The organism is Burkholderia sp. MSMB1498 (assembly GCF_001526245.1).
In the GTDB taxonomy this organism is placed as follows: domain Bacteria; phylum Pseudomonadota; class Gammaproteobacteria; order Burkholderiales; family Burkholderiaceae; genus Burkholderia; species Burkholderia savannae.
This window is the reverse complement of sequence record NZ_LOYJ01000067.1, coordinates 271,506-298,154: the sequence shown is the minus strand read 5'-3', so window position 1 is coordinate 298,154 and position 26,649 is coordinate 271,506. Positions and strand designations below refer to the sequence as shown.

Genomic DNA, 26,649 nt, shown 5'->3' with positions numbered 1-26,649 from the left:
GAGTCTAGCTCAAATCGGCGAATCCATCGTTCGTTGCCGTATTCTGCGGAAATTCTCGTTAGTTTCGCGCTTGACCCGCTCAAGCGTCAATAGTTTTTTGAGCGATACTCAGCTATGATCGACGGCATCGCAACGACGCCCGACGCCGCAGGAAAACCCGTATGACCGCCCCCCAGAAAGCCGAGCGCGCGGACGCGCCGCGCGCGCCCGCCGGCCGCAAATCGCAGCAGCGCGTGCAGGACATCCTGCGCGCCGGGCGCGAAGTCTTCGCGGAAAAGGGCTACGAGCACGCGACCGCGGCGGAGATCGCGCAGCGGGTCGGCGTGTCCGAGGCGACCGTGTTCAGCTACTTCCGCGGCAAGCGGGAGCTGTGCGCACGCGTGATCGCCGATTGGTATGACGAAATCATCGACGCGTTCGAGACCGGGATGCCGCGCGACGCGTCGGTGCGGCAGCAGTTCGCGTTCATCGTCCGCACGCACTTGCGGCTGATGCTCGTGAACGGCACCGGCCTCTGCGCGCTGGTGCTGTCCGAGGGGCGCGCGAAGCAGCACGCGCTCGCCGACGAATTGACGGCGTTGCAGCGCCGCTACACGGCGCCGCTGATGGACGTGCTCGCACGCGGGCAGTCGGCCGGAGAGGTGCGCGCCGACATTCCGCTCAGCCTGCTGCGCTCGATGGTGTTCGGGCCGATCGAGCATGTGCTGTGGGATGCGATTCTCGGGCACCGGAAACTCGATACCGAGACGACGGCCGAGCAGTTGATCGATTTGCTCTGGACGGGGTTGCAACCGCCCGCGCCGGAGAACGCGGCGCTCGTGCACTTTCGGAGCGACGTCGCCGACGCGATGCGCCGGCTCGACGAAGCGTGCGCGCAGGCGGCGCGCGCGGGTTCGGCGCGCCGCAAGCCGGGCAAGCCGGCGTAGCCGAGGGGCGACACTGCGCGCCGCGCGCATCGCATCGTGCACGGCGTCGCTCCGCGAGGCGCTCACCCGAGATCGACGCACGCTTCGCGATCGACTCGTCACGGCCGGGCGCATCGCCGCATTCGGTCCGCCATTCGGTTTTCTTTCAAACACCGCTCGCGTTCCTTTCTTTCTCCTCGATTAAACTCGATTTGATTCGATTCGGCTCGGTTAATCGCCCGCCCGCCGACGAATCGCGAAACGACGCGCATCGCTCCGATTCCGCCGCACACTCACGCGAACCGAGCGCATGTTTGCGTCGCCGCTCACGCCGACGCGCCGGCATGCACTTGCCGCTCACACACGAAAACATCGCAGAAAGAGACGCTCGCGGCCGAGCCCGAACGACAGCCGGCACGGCCGCCCCGCGACGTCGCCGCATCGAGCGGCCGGCACGAAACGAACACGAGAAAACGCATCGCAATTCAATTATCGTTTAATGAAAAACCGCGCAAAAACTTGCAATATCAATGAACGACTAATCGACGATTAATCGGGTTTTAGCGCTCTTGACTTTCGAGACGCATAACCTACGCTGGAGTCGTACCAGCCGCCCCGAAGCGCCCGCTTCGCCGTTGCGCTGATTAAAAGTATTCGATTCCGGTACAAGTGCGCATGGGGAGCGCACACGCATTCCACTCTTTTCAAGTCTTTCAGCTCCGCCGCGCGGACGACGTCTGCGCGCACGGACGTTCATTGCCTCGCCGCTTCCTTGGGCCGTGACGCGCGCACGCTCGGCGTCGTCACGCCCGGCCGATCCGGCGAGGCATTTACTGTAGGAGACCGAAATGACTGTCATCCAGATCGGCCTCGTCGATACGACGAACGCCATCGATCCCGCTCTCGTGGAAGCCGCTGCCGCCGCACTGAACGTGCAAGTCATCCGAGATTTGCCGCCGTTCTGGAACGTGCAGGCGACCGTCCGGCATTTGCCGTCGCAGAATCAAATTCCGGCCGGCATATGGCCGGTGCTGCTGGTTCCCGTCCTGCCCGAAGGCGAAGGCGAATTTCACCTGGATCAGCACAACCAGCCGTATGCGAAAGTCGCCGCGACGCGCGGCAACGACGGATGGACAATCGCCGCGAGCCACGAAACGATCGAGATGCTGATCGATCCCGCCGGCAACCGTCTGCAGTCGTCGACGTCGATCGAGATCGTCGGCGGCAAGATCCAGGACGGCAGCGCGCAGTTCGAGTACCTCGTCGAAGGCTGCGATCCGGTCGAAGCGGAAAAATACAGCTATTCGATTCAAGGCATCGCCGTCTCCGATTTCATCACGCCGCACTTCTACGATCCGGTCGTCACGAGCGGCACGCGCTACAGCTTCACCGGCGCGCTCACGAAGCCGCGCGAGATCCTGCCGGGCGGCTACATCTCGTGGATCGATCTGAGCAACGAGCGAATCCGGCAATTGCAATACCTGGACCCGAGCGAGCCGCCGACGATCGTCGATCTCGGTCCTTCGCAGACCAAAGAAAAGAGCCTGAGAGAGTGGCTGCACACGAAGCGCGGATCGCCGGCGGGATTGCGAACCACCCGCGAGCTGTCGGAAAAATCCCTGAACGAGCCGCTGCTCGAACGCTGCCGGCAACACCGCAGGGCGCTGCAGGAAATCGCGAGCCAGCGCGCGAAGATGTACTGAAGCACCCGATCATTCGAACAACTTAGGTGCCCTCATGAACCATTCATTCGACGTCGAGGATCTGATCCTCAACTATGATCCCGAAGCGCCCGCCGAGCGCTTCGTCAAGGGCGGCTTGGAAGCCGCGCTGCTGGCCAGGGCGAGCCGCCTGCCTCACCCCGTCTCGTGGCCCGCCGGCGCACGGCCCGCCGCGCAGCCGCTCGATCCCGCGCCGCACGAGAACGACGACCTCACCCGCTTCGCCGGCTACGACGCGCTCGTCGTCACGTGGACGGCCGCCGAGGCCGCGGCGCTCGCGGCGCTCTTCACGCCCGATCATCTGCCGTCGGCGTGGTATTTGTACCGTCACGGCGTCGATGCGTACATCCCGCTCGTCACGGGGCCCCGCGCGCCGTTCAACGACACGAAGCCGGACATGGCCCGCTACTATCACACGCTCGGCCTGTATTTCCCGTGCGTGATCGGCAACGCGCGCGTGCTGCTGTTCAAGTCCGGCCTGCACTTCGCATATGACGGCCCGCACACGCCGCTTCAACGCCTCGTCGCCGAGCTCGTGCAGACGATCCGGCCCAGGCTGCTGATCACGACGGGCACGGGCGGCGGAATCGGCACCCAAGCGAAACTGGGCGATGTCGTGATCGCGAGCAAGGTCAAGTTCGACTGCACGACGCAGTTCAAGGAGGCCGCATTCGCGAAGTCCGAATACAGCCCTTCCGAGCTGCCGGCCGGCGCGATCGATGCAATCGCGCCCGATCTGACGAAGGTCAACGCGGCGTACATCCAGGGGGCGCGGCCCGTGCCGACCATTTTCACGAAGCCCGCCGACGCGCTCGTCACGACGGACTTCTTCGGCTTCGACGATTCGACGGATCACTATCGCTTGCAGAATCTGGGACGCGCATGCGACATGGGGGACGCGATGATCGGACTGACGATGAAGGACTTCCCGCTGACTCGCTGGTACTCGGTGCGCAACGTGTCCGATCCGCAGATTCCCAATCCCGATAACGACATCGAAAAGGCGAAGCGGGAAGCGGGCCAGATCTATACGCGCTACGGCCCGTATACGACGGCCGCCAGCGTGATCGCGACCTGGGCGATCATCACGAGCGCGCGCGCCTGACGCAACGGCTTCGCGGGCATCGTGCGGCCGCCGTGGAAATTGCGGCCGTCGATCCGAAATAAATTTCGCTCGTGAGGCGAGGCTGCCGCGCGATTGCCGAGCGACAGCCTTTCGTTTCGAATCGAAAACGCCGGCCGGTGCGGCCACAGTGCGCCTCGCGCGTCTGCCGCCCGCTTTTGACGAAGAGCGGCCATTCGGCATTCCCGGCAACGGATGCCTGCCGCCAAGCGAAGCGAAGCGTATCGGCAAGGCGGCTGGCGGCGCGGCCTCGGCCCGGCATGCGCGACCATCGTGACTCGGCCGATCCGGCAACGGGAGGCGGCTGCGCGGCACATTGCCGGCGCACCCGCCCAATCGGCGCCTCGGCATGAAACGGAGGGCCTCGATCGAATGGGTGGAGGAACGCAATGGATGGCGCGACATGCGCCGATTTCCGCCAAACGGAATCGGCAACATGGGGCGGCCGGCGCGTGCGATCCGCGTGACCGAGACGCATGAGAGCGCATCATGCAACCGGCGCGCCACACCCCGCGCGCCGGCCGGCCCTGAACGGCCGGCTGATGCGCGGACGAGAACCGCTCGCCCGGTGCGCGCCGGCAAACGCGGCCGGGGGCTTTCATCGACGGGACGCCCGAGCCGGTCATTCGCATCGAGACAAATCTCCACGCGAATCCGGTCGACACCGCAGGGTTAACCATGAGACGATTCGCGGCTCGTTAGATTTTCGTCGCTACTCGCCACATGAATGTCCCGATGTCGCGCGCGGCACTGGTCGCGACCCTGCTGGCGGCGTGCACGAGCGCGCAAGCGCAGCCGCTCGGCGGCTCGCCGTCGAGCGCAACGCCCACGCCCGAAACGGCTTCGTCGCCAATGCGGCCACAAGCGCCGCCGCAAACATCGCCGCTTACGCCGCCGCTTACACCGTCGCACACGCCGCTGCATACGCCGCCGCCCGAGGCCGCCCGATTCCGTTCGCCGCCGCCTCGCAGCCTCGCGCCGCAAACGCTGTCGAAGCACGCGCAGCCCGACGCGAAGCCGCAATACATCGCGCCGCTGCAGCGTAACTTCGCGTTCGCGCAGGATCAGGGCCGGCAGGAAGAATGCGACGAACTGGCGTCGAAGATCGACAATCTGGCGCGCCACGCGCAAGCCGCCGCGCGCTCGGCGCCGCCGTCGCTGCTCGCGCCGAGCACGATCAACAGCGCGACGCCGTGGAAAGTCCCCGCGCCGCCCGTCTACGAGCCGCCGCCGTCGCGGCCGCTGCCGTCCGCGAACGGCGGCGCACCGTCGAACTTCGCGCCGCTCGCGTCCGATCGCTGGAGTCGCCCGTGGGCTCACAAGCCCTATCCGGCCACCGAGAAAGACGCAAAAGAGCAGCGCGAGCGCAGCGAGCAGCAGATCGAGCTCGAAGCCCGCTACCGCCGGCTGCACTGCCGCCCATAGACGCCACGCCGTGCCTCGCCGTGCCTCGCCGTGCCTCGCCGTGCCTCGCCGTGCCTCGCCGTGCCTCGCCGTGCCTCGCCGCGCCGCGCGCCCGCGCGGCGAACGCGGCCATTCATGCATGCTCCGGCATCGGCGGGTAACATGTCGTCGACCGCGGCCGCGCGCGACGCGCGCCGCCTTTCCCGACGCCCTCGCCATGCATACTCGACAACTGACGCCCGCTCTCGCCTCGCAATTCGCGAACCTCGCGCTCGGCCACCTGACGCGCGAATACCCGAACAAGCTCACGCACTCGCTCGCCGGCCCGGAAGACGTGCGCGGGCCGCGTGCGCTGCATCCGATCTTCTACGGCAGCTACGACTGGCATTCGTGCGTGCATGGTTACTGGCTCGTCACGCGGCTGCTCGATCGCTTCGCGGATCTGCCGCAGGCGCAGCGGATCGTCGACACCGTCGACGCGCACTTCACCGCCGACAACGTCGCCGGCGAGGCGGCGTACTTGAGCCTGCCGCACAATCTCGGCTTCGAGAGGCCGTACGGCTGGGGATGGCTGCTCGCGCTGTCCGCGCAGCTCGCGTCGATGACGTCGGATGCGGGCCGCCGCTGGTCGGCCACGCTCGCGCCGCTGACGGAGATCTTCGTCGACCGCTTCACCGAATTTCTGCCGAAGGCGACCTATCCGCTGCGCGTCGGCACGCACTTCAACACCGCGTTCGCGCTGTCGCTCGCGCTCGACTTCGCGCGGCAAACCGGGCGCGCGGCGCTCGAAGCGCTGATCGTCGACACCGCGCGGCGCTGGCATCTGCGCGACGCAAACTGCCAGGCGTGGGAGCCGAGCGGCGACGAGTTCCTGTCGCCGGCGTTGATGGAGGCGGAGCTGATGCGGCGCGCGCTGCCGGCGGCCGAGTTCCTCGCGTGGTTCGACGCGTTCCTGCCGTCGCTCGCCGCGCGCGAGCCGGCGACGCTTTTCACGCCGGCCACCGTCACCGATCGCACCGACGGCAAGATCGCGCACCTCGACGGCCTGAACCTGAGCCGCGCATGGTGCCAGCGCTCGCTCGCGCGAGCGCTGCCGGACGGCGATCCGCGCAAGACGGCGCTCGCCGACGCGGCCGACGCGCATCTCGCGAGCGCGCTCGCGCACGTCGCGGGGGACTACATGGGCGAGCACTGGCTCGCGTCGTTCGCGCTGCTTGCGCTGGAGGCTTGAGCCGGACGGCGAAAATGGCGCGGCCGCATCCGGCGGCGCGGGGCAGCCGCGTGCGCCGTGCGCGCCGGATGAGTCTGGCCGGATGAGTCTGGCCGGATGGGTCTGGCCGGATGGGTCTGGTCGAATGGGTCTGGTCGAATGGGTCTGGTCGAATGGGTCCGGTCGAATGGGTCCGGTCGAATGGGTCCGGTCGAATGGGTCTGCCCGGATGTGAGTTCGCCGGGAAGCGGAAGGCGCGGATCAAACAGCCTCTGCATCGCGGCCGAATGCGACGCGCCGGCACGCCGCGCGCACGTCCGCCCGGCCGTCACGCGTTGCGCCAAGCGCGGGCGGCGCACGCTTCACCAAGCGTGGGCGACACGCACGCGCACACATCGAACGCGCGCTGCCCGCCCGGCGCGCATCAATGCGAAATCGTCTCGAGCGCGATTCCCTTCGTTCTCGGCCCCATCAGCCCGATCGACGCCATCACGATCGCCATCGCGCCCGCGATGAACACGAACACGCCCGGCGTGCCGAACCCCTTCAACACGGCCGCGATCGCGAACGACGTGAAGATCGCCGAAAAGCGGCTCCACGAATAGACGAAGCCGACCGCGCGCGCCCGGATCGCGGTCGGGAACAGCTCCGCCTGATACGCGTGGAAGCTGTACGACATGATGTAGTTCGCGAGCGTCAGGCACACGCCGAGCGCGACGAGCCACCACGCCGCCGACGCCCGGCTGAACATCAGCCCCGCGATCATCGCCGCGCCGGCCATCGCGACGATCACGGCCTTGCGCTCGAAGCGGTCGGCGATCGCGAGGCCGATCAGCGGCCCGATCGGCGCCGCGAGCGCGATCACGCTCGAATACATGAGGCTCGTCGTGACGGTGATCCCCTGCTTGATGAGCAGCGTCGGCACCCAGTTCGCGAAGCCGTAGAAGCCGACCGTCTGGAACACGTTGAAGATCGTCATCATCACCGTGCGCTTGCGGTACGGCGGCGCCCACATGTCGCGGAACCGGCCGCGCGGCGCGACGGGCTCGGCGGGCGCGGGCGGCGGCAGCGGCCGGCCGTACTCCGCCTCGACCCTCGCCTCGAGCGCGGCGAGCACGCGATCCGCTTCGTCGAGCCTGCCCTGCTGCGCGAGCCAGCGCGGGCTTTCGGGCAACCGGCGGCGAATCCACCAGACGAAGATCGCGCCGTGCGCGCCGATCAGCACGACCCAACGCCAGCCGTCGAGGCCGAGGGGTGCGCGCGGGACGAGCAGATACGCGAGCAGCGCGACGACAGGCACCGCGACGAAGCCGACCGCCTGCTCGCACGCGAACGCGCGGCCGCGAATCTGCTTCGGAACCAGTTCGGAGATGTACGTGCCGATCGTCACCATTTCGACACCGAGCCCGAGCCCGACGACGAAGCGCCAGAAATTGAGGCCCGCGGCCGTATCCTGAAACGCCATCACGATGTTCGCGGCCGTGTACCACAGGAGCGACCACGTGAACACCGCGCGGCGGCCGAAGCGGTCGGCGAGAAATCCGCACGCGATCGTGCCGACGAAGAGCCCCGCGAACAACGCCGCGATGAAGCTCGCGACGCCCGTCGTGCCGAACAGCCCGTGCGTCGTCGCGGTGAGGATGCCGCTCTTCACGAGGCCGGGCGCCACGTAGCCGCTGTAAAGCAGATCGTACAGCTCGAAGAAGAATCCGAGGCTCAGCAGCGCCACCAGTTTCCAGACGCTGCGCGTGGGCGGCAGGCGGTCGAGGCGCGCCGAGATGGCGCCGGCGTCGATCGTCGTCGCGCACGCCGACGTGCGCGAGGCGCTTTCCGTTGAAGCCATGGCCGGGTGTCTCCGAATGTCGTCGTTGTCGAATCACGGCCGCGGGCGGCCGTTGGCGTTTCGGACATTTTACCGGGCGCACGGCCGCCGGGAAGAACGGCGAGGGGCGCGCGCCGCGCCCCTTTTCGTCACGCGCCGCCGCCGCGCGCCGCCGCGATCAGCGTCGCCAGCGGCTGCCGCTGACGGCCCCGCTCGTCGAAATTCCCGGCGGCGAGCCACTGCCCGAACGCCGAGCGCAACGCCGGCCATTCGCGGTCGACGATCGAATACCACGCGGTGTCGCGCGACCGGCCCTTGTAGACGACGGCCTGCCGAAACAGCCCCTCGTACGCGAAGCCGTAGCGGAGCGCCGCCGCGCGCGACGGCGCGTTGAGGCTGTCGCATTTCCATTCGAAGCGGCGATAGCCGAGCTCGTCGAACACGCGCTGCATCAGCAGGAACATCGCTTCGGTGCCCGCGCACGTCTTCTGCAGCAGCGGCGAATACGCGACGAAGCCGACCTCGATCACGCCGTTCGCCCGGTCGGTCCGCATCAGCGCGCAGGTGCCGACCGCCTTGCCCGTCGCGAGATCGACGATCGCGTGATGCAGCGGATCGTCGGTTTCGGCCGCCTTCGCCAGATACGCGCGGTAGCTCGCGGCGTCGGCGAACGGGCCTGCGCTCATGTACGTCCAGTCGCGGCCGTCGGCGGCCAATGCGTATGCCGCATAGAGATCGTCCGCGTGCCGGCTCGCGTCGACCGGCTCGATCCGGCAGAACCGGCCCTGCATCGGAGTGCGCGGCGGCGCGGGACGCGGCTGCCAGCCGGGCACCGGCGCGCCGATCGGCTGGCCGAATTCGTTGGTGTATGCGTTGTCACTCACGGAATGTTTCCCGAAACGATGAATGGGTCGCCGATCGGCGCCGAAGCCAGAAGCCAGAAGCCTGAAGCCTGAAGCCCGAGGCCCGAGGCCTGCGCGTCGATCCCGGATCGACATCCGTGCCCGGCGCCGCGACGGCGGATTCGATTGTAAAAGACGTCGACGGGGCGTGCCGCGTCGAACGTCGCGAATGACGCGACTCGATCGTCGCGCGCCGCCCGGCGAATCGGCGCATCGGCGCATCGGCGCATCGGCGCGTCGGCGCGTCGCAGAATCGCAGAATCGGCGCATTGTCCACGCAATGCATCGCTCGCGCGGTCTCGACCGACGCGGGCACGCGGGAAACCGGGATGCCGCTCCAGTCGCCGGAACGCCGCGCGCGACGCGAATTGCGAAGCATCGCAGCGCGACACGAACGGCGTCGGGGCGCGACATTGCATGTCGTCGAATTCGAAGCGCGCATGCGCCGCGGGGCTCGAAGCGCGAGCCTCGGGATTCGGGATTCGGGATTCGGGATTCGAAGCGCGCTGACCGCCCGCCGATGGGCCTCACTCGATGCCCGGCGAATGCCGCCCGGCATACCGCAAGCGCCGTGTGATCGGCGACGCTTGCACACAAGTGCGCGGCCCGTGCGACTCCGGTCGTTCAAGCCGGTCGTTCAAGATCGTGCGGGGGTCGACGGCGGCGCGGACCGCCGCGTAAGCGGCCGGCAGCGCGCCGGCGCCGCCCCCTGCCGGCATCCGATGCAACAGGGCCGCCGAGCCAGGGCTTTGATGCAAGCCGCGCCCCTGCCCGGCGCGGTCCGCGCGCCGGCTCGATTGCATGCCGCGCTCACCGTGCGGCTCGCCCCGGACGACGGCGACACCGTGCGGAACCGGCATCCGAAGCGCGCATGCGCGGAGCGGAACATGCCGCCCGCCGCCGTCGGAAAATACCCAAGCCTGAAAATGTCAAGCTAACAAAAATGGTAGGTATTCGCCGATGAATAAATCCTACTCTTTAGACGAGAGATAATCGGCACGGCTCTCGCTATCAAATTCAATCCGTGCCTTTCCGAGGAGCCACTAAATGAGCCAATTTGTCGATGTCCTGGAGGAAATGCGCGCGCATTACAAATCCTCTGCCAGCCAAGCGTCACCGCGTCGCTATGCCGCCTCGCAGCAACTCGCCGCTTATTTCACCGCCGCGCAGGCGTCTTCCGTCAAGCTTTCGGCGCAGGAAAACGACTTGCTGAAGGGGCTGCAAATCGACGCCCAAGCATCCGGACAGGAAGAAGCGAGCGGAATCGAGACCGGCATCGTCGGCGCAACCGAAGCGCTGAAGAGCGCGGGAGCGTCCCCCACGTCCGTCGAAGAATTCAAAAAGAAGATGGAAGAACAGAGAAAAAAGGCGAAGGAGGATTCCAACGCGAGAATCGACAAGATTTTCGATACGGCGATAAAAATCGGATTGGAACACCCCGATCTTCAGCAGCCCATTGTCGTCTTGATAGACAAGATCGGTAATTTCTTCAACGATCTTTTCAATAAGATTGCAGATTTCATCGTGGGAGTCGTAAGAGACGTCGTCGCATGGCTCAAAAACGCGTGGGACAGCATCAAGAGTACGTTCAACGGAATCACGGGTTGGATATCCGGCTGGTTCTGACGCCCCGCGCGATCATTTGCCGATCCGCTCGCGCGCCGAGCGCCCGTCTCGACGAAACACGCGATGCCTTGAGCGCCCGCTATCGGGCCGCGACCCCGGCGAACGCGCGCCGAACCCACGCGGCGGCCCGACACGGGCGGCCGCGATCGCCGGCGATCTGATCGGGCGCGGCGCCGGAATCGCGACAGGAAAAGGCTCGGGATGGATTCCGAGCCTTTTCTTCGGACGGGCGCGCAAGCGGGCCGCGGGCGCGCCCGTACGGGCGACCGCGCCCGCCGCTCGAACGTCGAGCTTCACGCGCGGCGCGCGCGGCGATCGAGAGCGCGGCGCTCGCCGCGATCGAGAAACCCGCGTCGGTCGCGTCCATTGCAATCTCACGCGCCCCGCGCCCGATCGCCGCCGAACGCCAACCCTTCGACCACCGCCTGAACCCCGTCCGCGCCGCCCGGCACCGGCGAGCGCAGCGTGAACGACGCGCCCGCCCCTTTCGCGATCGCATCGACGATCGCGAGTCCGAGCCCGCTGCCCTTCGCCGTCGTCGCGCCGCGCTCGAACGGCTTCGTCAGACGTTCGATCTCGCGCGCCGGCAGCGCCGGCCCGCGGTTCGTCACGCTGAGCGCGCCCGCCGCCGACAGCGCGACCTGCACCGGCTCCGCCGCCGCGCCGTGCTTGAGCGCGTTCTCGACCAGATTGCGCACGACGATCGCGAACGCGTCCGGATCGATCCGCGACGTCACGGCCGCGTCGGGCAGATCGAGCGCGATCGCGCGATCGCGCGCGACGCGCCGGAAATCGTCGACGACGAGCGACAGCACCGGCCGCAAATCCTGCGGCGTGTCCGCGAGCACGCGCCCGTCCTCGGCCTTCGCGAGCTGCATCAACTGCTCGCTGACCCGCGACAGCGTATGCAGCGCGCCCTCGACCCGCTCCGCGCGCTCGCGCAACGGCTCGCTCGGCGCTTCGACGATCAGGCGCTGCGTCTGCGCGAGCGCCGCGGCGATCGGCGTGCGCAACTCGTGCGCGCTGTTCGCGGTGAAGCTGCGCTCGGCGGCGAGCGCGCGATCGAGGCGCGCCATCAGCTCGGTGACCGCATCGGCCACGGGCGCGATCTCGCTCGGCAGCCCGCCCTTGTCGAGCGGCGTCAGATCGTTGCGGCCGCGCGCGGCGATCGCGTCGCAAAAGCGCCGGATCGGCTTCAAGCCGGAGCGCACGATCAGCCAGATTCCGAACAGGCCGGCGGGCAGGAACAACGCGAGCGGCCGCACGACCGCGATCGCGGCCTGCACTTGCGCTTGCCGGCGCATCGTGAGCGGCTGCGCGATCAACAGCGTGACCGTGCCCTGCAGCACCGTCTCCGCGTAGATCCGATGCGTCGCGGTGCGCCGGAAGCCCGCCTTCATGTCCATCGGAAAAATCGACGCGTCGGCATCGTGCGAGCGCAGCAGCGTCTTGCCGGTCTCGTCGCGCACGACGTACGTCAGCAGCTCGTCGTGCGGGCGGACCGCCGCGATGCGGCCCCCGCTCGCGCCCTCGCCGTCGTCGCCGTCCGAATCGCGCCCGACGATGTCCATCACGGCGAGCGGCAGCAGCCGCTGCGCGGTCTCCTGCAGCGCGCTGTCGGACATCCGCTCGACCTCGTCGCGCAACACGTAGAACGCGGCCGTCCCGGCCGCGAGCGACAGCACGACGAAGCCAGCCACGAGCGCCGCCGCGAGCCGCCCCTGCAGACTGCGCAGCATCGCTAGTCCCGCCTCAGCCGGTAGCCGAGGCCGCGCACGGTCTCGATCACGTCGGCGCCGAGCTTCTTGCGCAGGCGGCTCACGTGCACCTCGATCGTGTTGCTCTCCACTTCGTCGCTGAACGAATACAGACGCTCCTCGAGCCGCGGCTTCGACAAGATCATCCCGGGATGCTGGAGCAGCGTTTCGAGAAGCGCCCATTCGCTCGCGGTCAGGTCGACTCGCGCATCGCCGCGCTTCACGCTGCGCGCGGCGGTGTCGATCGCGAGCTCGCCGAGCTTCACGAGCGGATTCGGATTGCCCGCATAGCGGCGCGCGACCGCGCTCACGCGCGCGGACAGCTCGGACAGATCGAACGGCTTCACCAGATAGTCGTCCGCGCCGGCGTTCAGCCCGGCGATCCGGTTCGCGACCTGATCGAGCGCGGTCAGGATGATGACGGGCACCGTCGATCCGCCCGCGCGCAGCTCGCGCAGGAAGTCGAGCCCGCGGCCGTCGGGCAGCAGCAGATCGAGCAGGATCAGATCGTAGGTCGCGACCGCGACGTGCCGGCGCGCGTCGGCGAGGCTGCCGACGAAATCGGCCGGATGCCCGTCTTTCTCGATCTGGTCGCGGACGGCCTCTCCGAGCCACGGGTCGTCTTCGACGAGAAGCACTCTCATGCGCGTGTCCTGATGAATGAGTGGCGCGACTCTGCCACGCGAACCTGAAGCGAACATGAAGAAACTTTTTCGCGCCCGCAAGCTTCGCTTCAGGTGCCGAGCGCATTGTAGAGCCCGACGATCCGAACAGGAGATATCACGCAATGAAAACCTCGCGACTGATCAAGGGCGTGACGCTCGTTTCGCTCGCGTCGCTCGTGCTCGCAAGCGCGCTCGGCATCCGCGCGGCGATGGCGGACGACGGCGACGACTGCCACGCGCCGCTCGCCGACTGGAAGCCGCGCGACGCAGTGCGCGCGATGGCGCAGCAGAAAGGCTGGCGCGTCGACAAGCTGAAGGCCGACGACGGCTGCTACGAAATCAAGGGCCACGACGCCGACGGCAAGCGCTTCAAGGCGAAGCTCGATCCGGTGACGCTCGACGTCGTGCGGATGAAGCGCGAGGGCGACCGCAAGCACGACCACGACGATGACGACGACCATGGCCGCGCGCCGCGCGCGCAAGCCCCGGCGGGCGGGCCGGCGACGGGCGCGCCCGCGGGCGGCGCGCTGAAGCCGGGCTCGAAGCCCGACGTGCAGATTCGCTGAAGGCGGCTGGTCGCGCGGCGCCGCCGGGTTGCCGCGCCCGCGCTGCCTTGGCCGCGCTGCGTTGTTTGGCGCAGCCGGCGATGCGATGGGCGCGTCGATGGCGGCATCGATCGCTGAATTGATGGCTGAGTCGATGGCCGCGTCGTTCGCCGAGTCGATGACTGAATTCATGGCCGCGTCGTTCGCTGAATTTGATGGCTGAGTCCATGGCCGTGTCGACGTTCCCGCCCATGACCGATTGCCGAATGCCCGCCCGCGACATGGCGGCCTCCGGCGCGGCCGCGTGCGGCCTCGCGTGGCTGCCGGCGCGCGATCGGCACGATCAGCGCGATCGGCACGATCGGCGCGATCGCGAAGCAGAGGCGAAAGGTCGCGGCACGGGCGGAGTTCCGGCGGTCACGGCGCGGGCGGCGTAAGCGGCGCGAGTGACTCGCCCGGCTTGCGACGCTTGCGAGCCGACGATACGGCGTCCGCCGCCGCGCCGATCGCGACGCCGACATTCCCCCGCCGCCACCGCCCTTCCGGCGCCCGGACGACACGCGACACCCGGCTCGATGCGGTCCGCGCCGCCATCCTCACCGATACCAGGAGAACCCAGATGAAACACGCATTGCCGATCGCGGCGCTCGCAGGCGCGCTCGCCGCGCCGTCGCTCGCCTCCGCGCGCGAGGTCACGTTCGAGACGCAGCTTGCCGACTACGGCGGCGACGGCGCGTACGTCGTCCTGTACGTCACCGATCGCGCGGGCCGCTACCAGGGCGCGCTGTGGATGGCCGGCCGCCAGACGAAGTACTACCGGCATCTACGCGACTGGTATCGCGCGACGGGCGGCTCGCAGCGGCTCGACGGCATCACGGGCGCGAGCGTCGGCGCGGGCAAGACGCTGCGCGCGACGCTCGACGTGGCCGACGCGCTGCTCGACGCCGGCTGCGAAATCCACATCGACACCGCGGTCGAGGACATGAACGAGAACCCGTCGGAAGTCGTCGTGCCGCTGACCGCGGCGAGCGCCGGCAAGGCGGTCAAGGGCCGCGGCTACGTGAAGTCGTTCCGCTATTCGCTTTAACACGAGGACAAGAGGCGTTCCATGCTGCGCAAGCTTCATTCGATTCCCGGACTGATCGCCGCCGTGCTGGTGATCGTCGTCACGCTGACGGGCGCGGCGCTGTCGATCCAGCCCGCGCTCGAGCGCGCGACAGTCGCCGGCACGCCGCACGCGCCGCTCGACGTCGCGACGCTCGCCGGCCGCGTGCGCGCGCAAGTGCCCGGCGTCGAAAAGCTCGTGCGGCGGCCGTCGGGCCAGATCGTCGCCTACTACGCGGCCGCCGACGAGCCGCGCGCGTCGATCGTCGATCCCTCGACGGGCCGGCCGGTCGCCGACTTTCGGCCGTCGCCCGCAGTGCGCTGGCTGACGAATTTGCACCGCAAGCTCTTTCTCGGCGACGCGGGCCGGATCGCGACGGGCGCGACCGCCGCCGCGATGCTGTTCGTCGCGCTGTCCGGGCTCGCGCTGCTCGCGCGCCGGATGGGCGGCTGGCGGCGACTGTTCGGCCGGATCGGCGGCGACGGGCTGCAGCGGCTGCACAACGAGACTGCGCGCGTCGCGCTCGCCGGACTCACGCTGTCGGCGCTCACGGGGCTCGCGCTGTCGCTGACGACGTTCGGCGTGATTCCCGAGCGCGGCGCGTCGGCCTCGGCGTTCGATGCGCAAGCGAGCGTGGCGGCGCCGATGCCCGTCGAGCAAATGCCCGCGCTGCGCGCGATCGACACGTCGACGCTGCGCCAACTGACGTTCCCCGCGCCGGACGAGCCGGGCGGCGGCGTGATCGAGCTGAAGACGACGAACGGCGCCGGCGTCGTCGATCCGTCGACGGGCGCTTCGCTCGCCTACCGCGCCGCCGACCGCTGGCAGCGCCTGCATGCCGCCGTGAAAATGCTGCACACGGGCGAAGGATTGTGGTGGCTCGGCCTGGCGCTGGGCGCGGCGTCGCTGTCGGCGCCGCTCCTCGCGGTGACGGGCGTCATGCTGTGGGCGCGCCGGCGACGCGCGCGGCCGAGGCTCGCGGGCAACGCGTCGGCGCGCGACGCGGACACCGTGCTGCTCGTCGGCAGCGAAGGCAACAGCACGTGGGGCAACGCATCCGCGCTGCACGCGGCGCTCACGCAAGCAGGCCTGCGCGTGCATGTCGCGCCGATGAACGACGTCGCCCGCGACTATCGCCGGGCCCGGCGCTTCATCGTGCTGACCGCGACCTACGGCGACGGCGACGCGCCGGACGGCGCGCGACAGTTCCTGTCGAAGCTCGCGCGGCTGCCGCTGACGCAAGACGTGTCGTTCGCGGTGCTCGGCTTCGGCAACCGCCAGTTTCCGCGGTTTTGCGGCTACGCGCGAAGCGTCCACGACGCGCTCGTCGCGAAAGGCCTGATGCCGTTGCTCGATCTCGGAACCGTCGATCGGCAGTCCGAGCACGAATTCCGCGCGTGGTGCGCGCGGCTCGGCGAAGAGGCGCTCGGGCTTGCGCTCGACATCCGCTACACGCCGACGCCGCCGCGCACGATGCCGCTCACGCTCGTCGCGCGCGACGACTACGGCTCGGACCCGCAGGCCGTGACGTCAGTGTTGCGCTTCGCCCCCGCCGAACGCACCGCGCGCACGACCGCGCCATGGGCCGCGTTCGCAACACGGCGGCTGCCGCCGTTCGAGACCGGCGATCTCCTCGGCGTCGTGCCGCCGGGCGGCGCGTCGCCGCGCTACTACTCGCTCGCGAGCGCATCGTCGGACGGCGTCGTCGAGATCTGCGTGCGCCGCCATCCGAACGGCGCGTGCTCGACCTACCTGACCGCCCTGCGCCCGGGCGACACGATCGACGCGTTCATCCGCGCACACGCGCGCTTCCGGCCGGCCACGGGAGACGCGCCCGTGATCCTGATCGGCGCGGGCACCGGCATCGGCCCGCTGATCGGCTTCATTCGGCACAATGCGGCGCGCCGCCCAATGCATCTGTATTTCGGCGCGCGCAACGCGGGCGACGGCTTTCTCTATCGCGACGAACTCGCCAGCCTCGTGCGCGACCGCCGGCTGCACGCGCTGACGACCGCGTTCTCGCGCGCGGAGCGCCGGGCCTACGTGCAGGACCGGCTTGTCGCCGACGCGCGCACGTTGCGCGATCTCGTCGCGCACGGCGCGCAAATCATGGTGTGCGGCGGCCGCTCGATGGCCGACGGCGTCGCGCACGCGTGGGAACGCATCCTGTCGGGCTCGGGCTTGTCCGTCGCGCAATTGAGAATGCAGGGGCGCTATGTCGAAGACGTCTATTGAATGGTCGCCCGGCGCGCGGCTGAATCGCTGCCGCGCGAGCGGCGCGACGATGGGCACGCGCTACGACGCGCAGTTCTATGCGCCGCCGCCGGCCGACGCGAAGGCGATCGCCGCCGAACTCGACGCGGCGGTGCGCGCGGTCGACGAACAGATGTCGAACTGGAAAGCCGACTCCGATCTGTCGCGGCTCAATCGCGCGGCGCCCGGATGCTGGATGCCGGTTTCCGCGAACCTCGCCGCGGTGCTCGCGCGCGCGCAGGAAATCGGTCGCGAGACGGGCGACGCGTTCAATATCGGCGTCGGCTCGCTCGTCGACGCGTGGGGATTCGGGCCGGGAGCGCCGGCGGGCGAGCGGTGTGCGGATTTGGCCGATGCGACGCGTGGGCCTGATGGGCCTGATGGGCCTGATGGGCTTGACGGGCCTAATAGCCCTAACCGGCCTAACGTGCCTAATGTGCCTAACGCGCTCGATGCTCTCGATACGCTCAACGCGCTCGACGCGCCCGATACGCGACGCGCATCGAGCGCGCGCCGCGCGTCGCCGTGCCGCCCGATCGACGAACTGCTCGAAGTCGACGTCGCACGCCGCCGCGCACGCAGGCTCGCGAACGCCGCATTCGACCTGTGCGGGATCGCGAAGGGCTTCGGCGTCGACGAACTCGCGCGAGTGCTCGACCGCCACGGCATCGGCGCGTGGCTCGTCGGCATCGACGGCGAGTTGCGCGCGCGCGGACGCAAGCCGGACGGCTCGCCGTGGTCGATCGCGCTCGAAGCGCCCGACTACGCGCGACGCGGCGCGATGGGCGTGATCGAGCTCGCCGACGCGGCCGTCGCGACATCGGGCGACTACCGGCATTGGGCCGACGTCGGCGGCGCGCGCATCTCGCATACGATGGACCCGCGCACCGGCGCGCCGCTGCGCAGCGGCATCGCTTCAGTGACGGTGATCGCCGCGACCTGTGCCGACGCGGACGCGTACGCGACCGCGCTGATGGTGCTCGGCGAACGAGCGGGATACGCGCACGCCGAACGCCACGGGCTCGACGCACTCTTCGTCGTGCGCGCCGGCGACGCGCTGCGCACGATCGGCTGCGGCGCTTTCGCGAACGCGCAGCCGGCCAGTTGACCGTGCGCGCGCCGCCAACGGCGCGCCCCGCTTACACGTCGAACTTCACGCCCTGCGCGAGCGGCAATTCGCGGCTGTAGTTGATCGTGTTCGTCGCGCGGCGCATGTAGCTCTTCCACGCGTCGGAGCCCGATTCGCGGCCGCCGCCCGTCTCCTTCTCGCCGCCGAACGCGCCGCCGATCTCCGCGCCGCTCGTGCCGATGTTCACGTTCACGATCCCGCAATCGCTGCCCGCCGCCGACATGAACTGCTCGGCCTCGCGCATGTCGTTCGTGAAGATCGCCGACGACAGCCCTTGCGGCACGCCGTTGTGGATCGCGAGCGCATCGTCGAAATCGTCGTAGACGAGCACGTAGAGAATCGGCGCGAACGTCTCGCGCGCGACGACGGCCGCCTGCCCGGGCATCCGCACGAGCGCCGGGCGCACGTAGTACGCGTCATCACGGCCGAGATCAACTCGCTCGCCGCCCTTCACTTCGCCGCCCTGCTCGCGCGCGTCGGCAAGCGCCTTTTGCATCGCGTCGAACGCCGCGCGGTCGATCAGCGGGCCGACCAGCGTGCCCGTCTCGAGCGGATCGCCGACCCTCACCGACGCGAACGCCTTCTCGAGACGCGGCAGCAGCCGGTCGGCGACGTCGCGATGCACGATCAGCCGGCGCAGCGTCGTGCAGCGCTGGCCCGCGGTGCCGACCGCGGCGAACGTGACCGCGCGCACGACCAGATCGAGATCCGCGCTCGGCGCGACGATCATCCCGTTGTTGCCGCCGAGCTCGAGGATGCTGCGCGCGAGACGCCGGCTCAGCACCTGCGCGACTTCGGTTCCCATCCGCACGCTGCCCGTCGCGGACACGAGCGGCACCATCGGCGAGGCGGCCAGCACCTCGCCGACGTCGCGGCCGCCGAGCACGAGCTGATGCAACCCGTCGGGCACGACGCCCGGATGCGTCTTGCCGAATTCGCGCACCGCCTTCGCGAACAGCGTGTGGCACGCGATCGCGGTGAGCGGCGTCTTCTCGGACGGCTTCCAGACGACCGGATCGCCGCAAACGAACGCGAGCGCCGCGTTCCACGACCACACGGCGACCGGGAAATTGAACGCGGAAATCACGCCGCACACGCCGAGCGGATGCCACGTCTCCATCATCCGGTGGCCGGGACGCTCGGACGCGATCGTCAGGCCGTAGAGCTGCCGCGACAAGCCAACCGCGAAATCGCAGATGTCGATCATCTCCTGCACTTCGCCCAGGCCCTCGGACGCGATCTTGCCCGCCTCGAGCGTGACGAGCCGGCCGAGCGCCGCCTTGTGCTCGCGCAGCACGTTGCCGAACACGCGCACGAGCTCGCCGCGCACGGGCGCGGGCACCGTGCGCCACTTGAGGAACGCTTGATGCGCGGCGTCGATCTTGCGCTCGGTTTCGGCCGGGCTGTCGGCGGCGAGCGTCGCGAGCGTCGCGCCGTCCACGGGCGACCGGGCGGTCAGCGCATTGCCCTGCCAGCGGGCCAGATCGACGTCGAGCGCGGCGAGAATGTCGTTGAATTGCATCGCTTCCTCTTTAGAACAGAATCAGGTTGATCGGTGCGGCGTCGCCGCCGTGAATGAATCGATTGGACCGCGTTCGCGCGCCGCATGCAAGCGGGCCGGCCGTTCGGTCGAGGGCCTGTTCACGCTAACACCGGCCCGCCGCGAGCGCCGCGCGCAGCCGGCGCACACCCTCGAAGATCTCCGCCTCGCCCGGCGCGGCGAACGACAGCCGCAGGCTGCTCGCATCCGCGTCGCGCGCGTAGAACGCCGCGCCCGGCACGTACATCACGTTGTGCTCGAGCGCGCGCTTGAGCAGCTCCGCCGCGTCGCGGCCGCGCGCGAGGCGCGCCCACACGAACATGCCGCCCGACGGCTCGCGCCATTCGATGTCGTCCGGCACGAATTGGGCGAGCGCGCTGACGAGCGCGCGGCAACGGCTGCCGTAAGTCTGCGCGATCGTGCGCAAATGCGCCGCGAGCCGGCCGCTCTCCAGATAGCGCCGGATCGCCTCCTGCGCGATCGGTGCGGTGCACAAGTCGCTCGTCTGCTTCGCGACCGTCATCCGGCGCGCGATCGCGGCGGGCGCGACCGCCCAGCCGATCCGCAGGCCCGGCGCGACGATCTTCGACAGGCTGCCGAGATAGACGGTCCAGTCCTTCGCGCCGTCGTGCACGAGCACCGGCTTCACCGGCTCGCCGGAGAAACGCAGGTCCGCGTACGGATCGTCCTCGACGAGCACGAGCCGCGCGCCGGCCGCGATCTCGGCGAGCCGCGCGCGGCGTGCGGGCGGCAGCGTCGCGCCGGTCGGGTTCGCGAACGTCGGCACCGTATACAGCAGCTTCGGGCGGCGCTCGTTCGCCGGCCACGCGGCGAGTTGCGCGGCGAGCGCGTCGGGATCGACGCCGTCGGCGTCGGTGCGCACCGGCGCGAGCTTCGCGCCCGCGAGCCGCAGCGCCTGCAGCGCGGCCGGATACGCGGGCGCCTCGACGAGCGCGACGTCGCCCGGCTCGATCAGCGTGCGCACGAGCAGATCGAAGCCCTGCTGCGAGCCCGTCGTGACGAGCACCTGCGCGGCATCGCACGGAACGCCGCGCGCGCTCGCCATCCAGTTGGCGAGCGCGCGGCGCAGGCCCGGCTGGCCCGCCGTGTCGCCGTACTGCAGGCATGCGAGCGGATCGTCGCGGGCCGCCTGCGCAAGCGCCGCCGCGATGCCTTCGCGGTCGAACAGATCGGCGGACGGATAGCCGCCCGCGAACGAGATCATCCCCGGCTTGCCGACGTGCTTGAACAGCTCGCGGATCGGCGAGCCCTGCGGGTCGGCGAACGGCGCGGCGAACGGATAGTCGACGGCGGCGTCAGCGAGCGTCATGGCGGCTCCGGTGCGGTGGAAGTCGAGCGAAAGGCAAATCGGGTGCAGAACGCGTCAGGCGGCGGCCGTCATCTTGAAGATGCCGGTCGCGTTGCCCGCGTCGAAGCTCAGGTCGAGCGCGCGGCGGCCGGTCTCGGTGTCGGCGAGCGCGTCGCGCGTGATGAATTCGTAGAACGAGCCCGGCACCTCGCGCTCGACGAGCGCGCCCGACGCGTCGACGAACGCGCGCGTCACCGGGTCCGCGCGGAACGCCGTCTGCCGCACGCGGCCCGAGCGCGACACCTCGACGGCCGGCTTGATCGGCCGCCCGAGCGCGCGTTGCGCGTCGGCGAGCGCATCGACGTCGGGCACGCGGTCGGTCGCGTGGTTGAACGCGTTGCCCTCGGTCGCGATCCACGCCATCTCCGCCGATTCGGCGAGCAGCGTTTCGTAGTCGGCGAGCGCCGGCGTCGCGTGCTGGCGATCGAAGCAGCGCACGAGCACCGGCATGAGCGCCTGCGCGTCGGCGAGCGGCAGCGACGCGTCGCGCTCGAGCTCGCCGAGCGTCGCTGCGGCCTGCGGCGTCAGCGGGTCGGCCGATGTGTCGAGCACGTTCGTCGCGGCCGCCTGGAACGCGGCGCTGAAACGCTCCGGATGCAGCTCGCTCACGAAGAACTGCGCGATCTGGTCGGGCGCGTCGAGATGCGCGTACGAGCGGCCCGTCATCTTCAGGCGCTCGAGCGGATACGTGCCGTTCAGCCGATAGCCGAGCGGCCGCAGGATGCGCGTGAACGCCGCCTCGCCGGGCGGCAGCGCGCCGCACGACGGCCAGCGCACGGTGCGCAGCGCGCCGTGATCGAACGTCACGCGGCCGCCGTCGCGCGCGACGTCGCGCGTGTAAGCGCGGCCCGTCGGCACCCGTTCGAGCAGATCCGCGAAGAGCGCCATGTTGAGCGCCTGCGCGAGCTCGGCGCGCCTGACGACGCCCGGCTCGCAGCGCTCGAGGCAAGCCGGCACATGCATCAGGCGCATCAACTCGCCGATGGTCGGCTGATCGGCAACGGTGGCGAGCAAGGCGGCGAGGTTCGCGTTCATCGGGTTCTTCCGTGGGTTTGCGTCGTGGCGGGGCGGGCGGGCCGCGCATCGGGCGGCCCGCGGTAATGATCGGGGTCGATTTTCGGTGCGCGAAATTCGCTCGGCAATTGATATAAACTCACCAGTTCATTCTCAAAACTCACCAACTCGCGATTTCCCGATCGTTCGACCGTCGATGCGAAAAGGCATTCCGAACCTCGCGGCGCTGCAGGTCTTCGAAGCGGCGGCCCGCCACGAAAGCTTCACCCGCGCGGCCGACGAGCTCGCGCTCACGCAAAGCGCGGTCAGCCGCCAAATCACGTCGCTGGAGGAGCGGCTCGGCGTCGCATTGTTCCTGCGGATCAAGAAACGGGTCGTGCTAACGCCGCACGGCCGGCACTACGCGGGGCTCGTGCGCCGCAACCTCGAGCGGATCGAGCGCGACACGCTCGAGCTGATGGCGCAGCGCGGGATCGGCGCGACGCTCGAGCTCGCGGTCGTGCCGACGTTCGCGAGCCAGTGGCTGATCCCCCGCCTGCCCCAGTTTCGCGCGCTGCGGCCCGACATCACGGTGAACCTGTCGGTGCGCACCGAGCCGTTCCTGTTCAGCGATTCGGCGTTCGACGCGGCGATCTACTTCGGCCACGCGCTGTGGCCCGGCACGCAAGGGCGGCTGCTGTTCCGCGAAGGCGACATGCTGCCCGTCTGCAGTCCGGCGCTGCTGCCGGCGAACGGCTCGATCACCCGCGACGCGCTGCTCGATTTGCCGCTCCTGCACCTGTCGACGCGCGCGGATGCGTGGCGCGACTGGTTTCGCGCGCACGGTCTCGACAATGACCTGCGCGCGGTGCGCGGGCCGCGCTACGAGCTGTTCACGATGCTGACGGCGGCCGCGCACGCGGGAATGGGCGTCGCGCTGATGCCGGCGCTGCTCGTCGCCGACGAGCTCGCATCGGGGCGCCTCTGCGCGCCGCTCGACCTGCGGCTGCCGAGCGACGCCGGCTACTACCTCGTCGCGCCCGATGCCGCCGCGAACAGCGAACCGTTCGTCGCGTTGGCCGAATGGCTGGGTTCCGTCGCGCCGGCGCGGCCGATAAGCTGACGCGACCATCCTGTTCATCCGTTCATCGGCCGGCGGCGGGCCGGCCACGCGAGATCGACCATGACCATACGCATCGGCGACATCGTGCCGCTGTCCATCGCCCGCGCCCGCTTCTCCGAGCTGGCGGACGAGGTGCGGGACGGCGGCGAGAAGATCATCACGAAGAACGGCGCGGCGTACGTCGCGCTGATCGACGCAAGACGGCTCGATCACTATCATCGGCTCGAGCGCGATCGGGCGGAGCGCGACGATGCGAAACGCGTCGAAGCGGGACGCGGTGACGCGGGACGCGGCGATGCGGGACGGATATGCGGCGGAAACGGAAGCGACGCGTGCGATGACGCGTGCGATGACGCGGGCGGCGGCGCGGGCGGCGGCGCGGGCGGCGGCGCGGGCGGCGGAGACGTGAGCGTTGCGGCGGCATGCGCGTCGGCCAATGCGGACGGCCGCACGATCGTCGAGGCGCGGGACGGCCGCGGCGGCGCGTCGTTCGCCGCAAGCCGCACCGACACGTCACGCGATGCGGACGATTCGCGCGCCGACCGCGGCATGCGCCCGATGTGCGCCGCACAACGCCCGCTCGCCGCGGACGACGGCTGAAAACAAGCTCGGAACGGGTTCGCCGCCGGCGGCCGGCGACTGCTCCTCGCAATCGATCGGCGACGCTCGGCTGTCGGGTTTGGACGGACGGTGGACGGCATCGGCATCGGCATCGGCATCGGCATCGGCAGCGGCATCGGCAGCGGCAGCGGCAGCGGCAGCGGCAGCGGCACTGACGATAACGTTGACATGACATGCGCATCGACGTCGGCGATTGGCAATTTGTGACTGGCGAAGGACGGTCGGCGGCCAGCAGCCACGGTCAATGGTCAGCGGTCAGCGATCGGGCAGTAGGCAGTAGGCAGTAGGCAGTAGGCAGTAGGCAAACCTTGAAACAGCCGACCGAGTTCCGACGCGCAATGCGGTACGCCAAGCGCGGAACCCTCCCGGAATGGCGACATCGAATCCGTCGCGCACCGGGGCGTCTGCGGCGCGCGCCGCCGTCCATCCGTGCAGACTCTGCTTCATCGCACGCAACACAACCGATACGATAGTCAGACGATTCGCCCTCGCCCCTCCACCACGCACGATAAACGCATGCAGAACTATTACGAAGCCACCGCGACGCGCACGCCCTACCCCGCGCTCGCCGAACGCATCGACGTCGACGTCTGCATCGTAGGCGGCGGCCTCGCCGGCCTGTCGACGGCGCTCGGGCTCGTCGAGCGCGGCGCGCGCGACATTGCGGTGCTCGATGCGCAGACGGTCGGCTACGGCGCGTCGGGCCGCAACGGCGGCTTCGTGTTCGGCGGCTACAGCCTCGACAACGCGGACCTCCTGCGCACGCTCGGCCCCGCGTCCGCACGCGCGCTCTATCGCTTGACGCTCGACGCGGTCGACCTGATCCGCGCGCGCGCCGCGCGCTACGGCATCGACTGCGAGCTCGTCGACGGCGGCGTGATCCTCGCCAACTGGTTCGACGATCCGGCGCGCCTGTCCGCGCCGCGCAAGCTGATGAAGGAAGCGTTCGGCATCGACTGGGAGCCGCTCGACGCATGCGAGCTGCGCACGCGACTGAAGACCGACCGCTATCACGGCGGCCTCTTCGAGCGCAACGCGTTCCACTTCCATCCGCTCAAGTACGTGCTCGGCGTCGCGGCGGCGGTCGCGCGAAGCGGCGCGCGAATCCACGAACATTCGGCCGCGCGCGCGATCCGCCGCGACGGCGCGGGCTTCGTCGTCGAGACCGACGGCGGCGCGGTGCACGCGCGACGCGTCGTGTTCGCGGGCGGCGGCTACGCGCGCGGCGTGTATCCGCGCATCGAGCGCGCGGTGCTGCCGATCGCGACCTACGTGATCGCGACCGAGCCACTCGGCGCGCGGCTCGCCGGCGCGATCGCGTGCGAATCGGCCGTCTACGACACCCGTTTCGCGTTCGACTACTACCGGCCGCTCGCCGACACCCGCATCCTGTGGGGCGGCCGCATCTCGGTGCTCGAACGCGGGCCGGAAGCGATCGCGCGGCTGCTCAAGCGCGATCTCGCGCGCGTCTATCCGCAATTGCGCGACGTCGCCGTGCAGTTCGCATGGGGCGGCCTCATGAGCTACGCGCGCCACAAGATGCCGCAGATCGGCCGCGACGCGGACGGCGTGTGGCACGCGGTCGGTTTCGGCGGACACGGGATGGCGCCGACGACGGTCGCGGGCGAAGTGCTCGCGGCGGCGCTCGCGCAAGGGCATCCCGTACCGGACGGCTTCGCGCGGTTCGGCCTCGCGCGCACGTTCGGCCTCGCCGGGCTAGCCGCCGCGCAGCTCACGTACAGCGCGTACGAAGCGCGCGACGCGCTCGCCGCGCGACGCGGCTCACGCTCCCGCAAGCCCGTCTTTTAGAGCCGGGAATCGGGCAAAAGCCCATCGGGGTGCGTGCTAGAATGCGCCGACCATGCCGCCGCCCGATCACGCCAAAATGAAACAAGGAAGCAAGGCCGCAGCGCCCGACGCCGATGCACGGAGCGATGAGGCGCGCCGCAAATACGATCCCGAGCAGACGAAGCGCAACATCCTCGACGTCGCCACGCAGGAGTTCTCCGCGATGGGGCTGTCGGGCGCGCGCGTCGACGCGATCGCCGAGCGCACGAACACGACGAAGCGGATGCTCTATTACTACTTCGACAGCAAGGAAGGGCTGTACGAAGCGGTGCTGGAGAAAGTCTACGGCGACATCCGCGCGCTCGAGCTCGAGCTGCATGTCGGCGAACTGGAGCCGCACGAAGGGCTGCGCCGGCTCGTCGAATTCACGTTCGACTATCACGACAAGCACCGCGATTTCGTGCGCCTCGTGACGATCGAGAACATTCATGGCGCGAAGTATCTCGAGCAACTGAAGTCGTTCAAGAACCGCAACGTCAGCATCATCAAGACGCTCGAGGAACTGCTCGCGCGCGGCGTCGAGAGCGGCGTTTTCCGCGGCGACGTCGATCCGTTCGATCTGCACTTGCTGATCAGCTCGTTCTGCTTTCATCGCGTCGCGAACCGCTATACGTTCGGCACCGCGTTCGGCCGCGACCCGTCGTCGCCGCGGCTGCGCGCGCGGCATCGCGCGATGATCGCCGAGACGGTGCTGCGTTACGTCGCGCGCTGATCGCCGCACGTCGCCGAGCCGAGCGGCCGCTGCATCGTCGACCGCGCGGTCGCGGGCCGATCGCGGCCGCATGACAACATGCGTCGCGCGAAGCGCGATCCGCGCCGCGGCCTTCCTGCCGATCCCCCAGCCGGCGACCACCGGCTTTGCGCACCGCGTTGCGACGGCGCTCGCCGCACGAGCCGGCGTCGACGCACGGGCTGACCGCACGTGTCCAGCGCCGCCGGCCCGCCAAGAAAATCCTTGTGCGCCTGCGCGCCAAACCGGCCGGAATGC

Annotated in this window: 22 protein-coding genes and 1 pseudogene; 16 read left to right on the top strand and 7 right to left on the bottom strand. The window is 69.4% G+C overall.

The window, feature by feature from the left end; translation table 11 throughout:
* Positions 1 to 161 precede the first annotated feature (161 nt).
* The 5 genes from WS91_RS15165 to WS91_RS15145 all read left to right on the top strand — a co-directional run bounded on the left by WS91_RS15165 (position 162) and on the right by WS91_RS15145 (position 6,384).
* Positions 162 to 926, top strand: a complete 765-nt coding sequence (locus WS91_RS15165; protein WP_059575935.1) for a TetR/AcrR family transcriptional regulator — start codon at positions 162 to 164, stop codon at positions 924 to 926.
* 827 nt (positions 927 to 1,753) lie between these two features.
* Entirely contained in the window at positions 1,754 to 2,608 is an 855-nt protein-coding gene (locus WS91_RS15160) for a hypothetical protein (RefSeq protein WP_059670519.1), read from the top strand.
* Between the two features lie 34 nt (positions 2,609 to 2,642).
* Positions 2,643 to 3,731: a phosphorylase family protein gene (locus WS91_RS15155; protein WP_059647447.1), complete on the top strand. Its 1,089-nt coding sequence runs from the start codon at positions 2,643 to 2,645 to the stop codon at positions 3,729 to 3,731.
* 753 nt (positions 3,732 to 4,484) lie between these two features.
* A complete protein-coding gene (locus WS91_RS15150) occupies positions 4,485 to 5,174 on the top strand; it encodes a hypothetical protein (RefSeq protein WP_414734356.1) in 690 nt (229 codons plus the stop codon).
* A gap of 196 nt (positions 5,175 to 5,370) precedes the next feature.
* Entirely contained in the window at positions 5,371 to 6,384 is a 1,014-nt protein-coding gene (locus tag WS91_RS15145) for a DUF2891 domain-containing protein (RefSeq protein WP_059670518.1), read from the top strand.
* A gap of 403 nt (positions 6,385 to 6,787) precedes the next feature.
* On the opposite strand, the gene WS91_RS15140 is transcribed toward WS91_RS15145, so the two are convergent.
* Both WS91_RS15140 and WS91_RS15135 read right to left on the bottom strand, forming a co-directional pair.
* Positions 6,788 to 8,206 carry an MFS transporter gene (locus tag WS91_RS15140; protein ID WP_059670517.1) on the bottom strand — a complete coding sequence of 473 codons (1,419 nt, stop codon included), beginning with the start codon at positions 8,204 to 8,206 and terminating at the stop codon, positions 6,788 to 6,790.
* Positions 8,207 to 8,334: 128 nt separating this feature from the next.
* Positions 8,335 to 9,170: pseudogene (locus WS91_RS15135) on the bottom strand (GNAT family N-acetyltransferase).
* A 964-nt stretch (positions 9,171 to 10,134) separates the two neighbouring features.
* Between WS91_RS15135 and WS91_RS15120 the strand changes: the two are divergent.
* Positions 10,135 to 10,713, top strand: coding sequence for a hypothetical protein (locus WS91_RS15120; protein ID WP_038752755.1), 579 nt, complete (start codon positions 10,135 to 10,137; stop codon positions 10,711 to 10,713).
* Positions 10,714 to 11,087: 374 nt separating this feature from the next.
* Here the strand turns inward: WS91_RS15120 and WS91_RS15115 are convergent, their stop codons facing one another.
* Positions 11,088 to 12,452, bottom strand: coding sequence for a sensor histidine kinase (locus tag WS91_RS15115; RefSeq protein ID WP_059670515.1), 1,365 nt, complete (start codon positions 12,450 to 12,452; stop codon positions 11,088 to 11,090).
* 2 nt (positions 12,453 to 12,454) lie between these two features.
* Positions 12,455 to 13,114, bottom strand: coding sequence for a response regulator (locus WS91_RS15110; RefSeq protein ID WP_038752760.1), 660 nt, complete (start codon positions 13,112 to 13,114; stop codon positions 12,455 to 12,457).
* A 143-nt stretch (positions 13,115 to 13,257) separates the two neighbouring features.
* On the opposite strand from WS91_RS15110, the gene WS91_RS15105 reads away from it, so the two are divergent.
* From WS91_RS15105 to WS91_RS15085, 5 genes are all read left to right on the top strand, one after another.
* Positions 13,258 to 13,701 (top strand): PepSY domain-containing protein, encoded by a 444-nt coding sequence (locus WS91_RS15105; RefSeq protein ID WP_038752763.1) that lies wholly within the window; start codon positions 13,258 to 13,260, stop codon positions 13,699 to 13,701.
* Positions 13,702 to 13,762: 61 nt separating this feature from the next.
* Positions 13,763 to 13,903 (top strand): hypothetical protein, encoded by a 141-nt coding sequence (locus WS91_RS35900; protein WP_156432370.1) that lies wholly within the window; start codon positions 13,763 to 13,765, stop codon positions 13,901 to 13,903.
* Between the two features lie 396 nt (positions 13,904 to 14,299).
* Positions 14,300 to 14,767, top strand: a complete 468-nt coding sequence (locus tag WS91_RS15095) for a DUF2271 domain-containing protein (RefSeq protein ID WP_059575954.1) — start codon at positions 14,300 to 14,302, stop codon at positions 14,765 to 14,767.
* A 21-nt stretch (positions 14,768 to 14,788) separates the two neighbouring features.
* Positions 14,789 to 17,020: a PepSY domain-containing protein gene (locus WS91_RS15090; RefSeq protein ID WP_059670513.1), complete on the top strand. Its 2,232-nt coding sequence runs from the start codon at positions 14,789 to 14,791 to the stop codon at positions 17,018 to 17,020.
* Positions 17,001 to 18,146: an FAD:protein FMN transferase gene (locus tag WS91_RS15085; RefSeq protein WP_059670512.1), complete on the top strand. Its 1,146-nt coding sequence runs from the start codon at positions 17,001 to 17,003 to the stop codon at positions 18,144 to 18,146. Before WS91_RS15090 ends, WS91_RS15085 begins: the two co-directional genes overlap by 20 nt.
* A gap of 31 nt (positions 18,147 to 18,177) precedes the next feature.
* On the opposite strand, the gene amaB is transcribed toward WS91_RS15085, so the two are convergent.
* From amaB to WS91_RS15070, 3 genes are all read right to left on the bottom strand, one after another.
* Positions 18,178 to 19,689, bottom strand: coding sequence for an L-piperidine-6-carboxylate dehydrogenase (gene amaB / locus WS91_RS15080; RefSeq protein WP_059670511.1), 1,512 nt, complete (start codon positions 19,687 to 19,689; stop codon positions 18,178 to 18,180).
* A 124-nt stretch (positions 19,690 to 19,813) separates the two neighbouring features.
* Entirely contained in the window at positions 19,814 to 21,037 is a 1,224-nt protein-coding gene (locus WS91_RS15075; RefSeq protein WP_059647462.1) for an aminotransferase-like domain-containing protein, read from the bottom strand.
* 54 nt (positions 21,038 to 21,091) lie between these two features.
* The gene (locus WS91_RS15070) at positions 21,092 to 22,111 is read right to left on the bottom strand and encodes a DUF1338 domain-containing protein (protein ID WP_059670510.1); all 1,020 of its coding nucleotides are present in this window, start codon (positions 22,109 to 22,111) and stop codon (positions 21,092 to 21,094) included.
* Positions 22,112 to 22,286: 175 nt separating this feature from the next.
* Between WS91_RS15070 and WS91_RS15065 the strand changes: the two genes are divergently transcribed.
* From WS91_RS15065 to WS91_RS15050, 5 genes are all read left to right on the top strand, one after another.
* A complete protein-coding gene (locus WS91_RS15065; protein WP_038752777.1) occupies positions 22,287 to 23,192 on the top strand; it encodes a LysR substrate-binding domain-containing protein in 906 nt (301 codons plus the stop codon).
* Positions 23,193 to 23,252: 60 nt separating this feature from the next.
* A complete protein-coding gene (locus WS91_RS37760; RefSeq protein WP_059670509.1) occupies positions 23,253 to 23,792 on the top strand; it encodes a type II toxin-antitoxin system Phd/YefM family antitoxin in 540 nt (179 codons plus the stop codon).
* Positions 23,793 to 23,882: 90 nt separating this feature from the next.
* Complete coding sequence (locus WS91_RS35890; RefSeq protein ID WP_156432369.1) at positions 23,883 to 24,020, top strand: hypothetical protein; 138 nt, start codon at positions 23,883 to 23,885, stop codon at positions 24,018 to 24,020.
* Positions 24,021 to 24,329: 309 nt separating this feature from the next.
* Positions 24,330 to 25,622: an NAD(P)/FAD-dependent oxidoreductase gene (locus WS91_RS15055; protein WP_059670508.1), complete on the top strand. Its 1,293-nt coding sequence runs from the start codon at positions 24,330 to 24,332 to the stop codon at positions 25,620 to 25,622.
* Positions 25,623 to 25,674: 52 nt separating this feature from the next.
* Positions 25,675 to 26,373 (top strand): TetR/AcrR family transcriptional regulator, encoded by a 699-nt coding sequence (locus WS91_RS15050; protein ID WP_038753939.1) that lies wholly within the window; start codon positions 25,675 to 25,677, stop codon positions 26,371 to 26,373.
* The last annotated feature ends 276 nt before the right edge of the window (positions 26,374 to 26,649 follow it).

What these genes read in the sequence shown, in the direction of transcription:
- WS91_RS37760 (WP_059670509.1), top strand. Translation starts at nt 23,253, where the DNA reads ATGACCATACGCATCGGCGACATCGTGCCGCTGTCCATCGCCCGCGCC.
- WS91_RS15165 (WP_059575935.1), top strand. Translation starts at nt 162, where the DNA reads ATGACCGCCCCCCAGAAAGCCGAGCGCGCGGACGCGCCGCGCGCGCCC.
- WS91_RS15055 (WP_059670508.1), top strand. Translation starts at nt 24,330, where the DNA reads ATGCAGAACTATTACGAAGCCACCGCGACGCGCACGCCCTACCCCGCG.
- WS91_RS15110 (WP_038752760.1), bottom strand. Translation starts at nt 13,114, where the DNA reads ATGAGAGTGCTTCTCGTCGAAGACGACCCGTGGCTCGGAGAGGCCGTC.
- WS91_RS15070 (WP_059670510.1), bottom strand. Translation starts at nt 22,111, where the DNA reads ATGAACGCGAACCTCGCCGCCTTGCTCGCCACCGTTGCCGATCAGCCG.
- WS91_RS15065 (WP_038752777.1), top strand. Translation starts at nt 22,287, where the DNA reads ATGCGAAAAGGCATTCCGAACCTCGCGGCGCTGCAGGTCTTCGAAGCG.
- amaB (WP_059670511.1), bottom strand. Translation starts at nt 19,689, where the DNA reads ATGCAATTCAACGACATTCTCGCCGCGCTCGACGTCGATCTGGCCCGC.
- WS91_RS15095 (WP_059575954.1), top strand. Translation starts at nt 14,300, where the DNA reads ATGAAACACGCATTGCCGATCGCGGCGCTCGCAGGCGCGCTCGCCGCG.
- WS91_RS15085 (WP_059670512.1), top strand. Translation starts at nt 17,001, where the DNA reads ATGTCGAAGACGTCTATTGAATGGTCGCCCGGCGCGCGGCTGAATCGC.
- WS91_RS15155 (WP_059647447.1), top strand. Translation starts at nt 2,643, where the DNA reads ATGAACCATTCATTCGACGTCGAGGATCTGATCCTCAACTATGATCCC.
- WS91_RS15150 (WP_414734356.1), top strand. Translation starts at nt 4,485, where the DNA reads ATGTCGCGCGCGGCACTGGTCGCGACCCTGCTGGCGGCGTGCACGAGC.
- WS91_RS15075 (WP_059647462.1), bottom strand. Translation starts at nt 21,037, where the DNA reads ATGACGCTCGCTGACGCCGCCGTCGACTATCCGTTCGCCGCGCCGTTC.
- WS91_RS15090 (WP_059670513.1), top strand. Translation starts at nt 14,789, where the DNA reads ATGCTGCGCAAGCTTCATTCGATTCCCGGACTGATCGCCGCCGTGCTG.
- WS91_RS15145 (WP_059670518.1), top strand. Translation starts at nt 5,371, where the DNA reads ATGCATACTCGACAACTGACGCCCGCTCTCGCCTCGCAATTCGCGAAC.
- WS91_RS15140 (WP_059670517.1), bottom strand. Translation starts at nt 8,206, where the DNA reads ATGGCTTCAACGGAAAGCGCCTCGCGCACGTCGGCGTGCGCGACGACG.
- WS91_RS15050 (WP_038753939.1), top strand. Translation starts at nt 25,675, where the DNA reads ATGCCGCCGCCCGATCACGCCAAAATGAAACAAGGAAGCAAGGCCGCA.
- WS91_RS15160 (WP_059670519.1), top strand. Translation starts at nt 1,754, where the DNA reads ATGACTGTCATCCAGATCGGCCTCGTCGATACGACGAACGCCATCGAT.
- WS91_RS15115 (WP_059670515.1), bottom strand. Translation starts at nt 12,452, where the DNA reads ATGCTGCGCAGTCTGCAGGGGCGGCTCGCGGCGGCGCTCGTGGCTGGC.
- WS91_RS15105 (WP_038752763.1), top strand. Translation starts at nt 13,258, where the DNA reads ATGAAAACCTCGCGACTGATCAAGGGCGTGACGCTCGTTTCGCTCGCG.
- WS91_RS15120 (WP_038752755.1), top strand. Translation starts at nt 10,135, where the DNA reads ATGAGCCAATTTGTCGATGTCCTGGAGGAAATGCGCGCGCATTACAAA.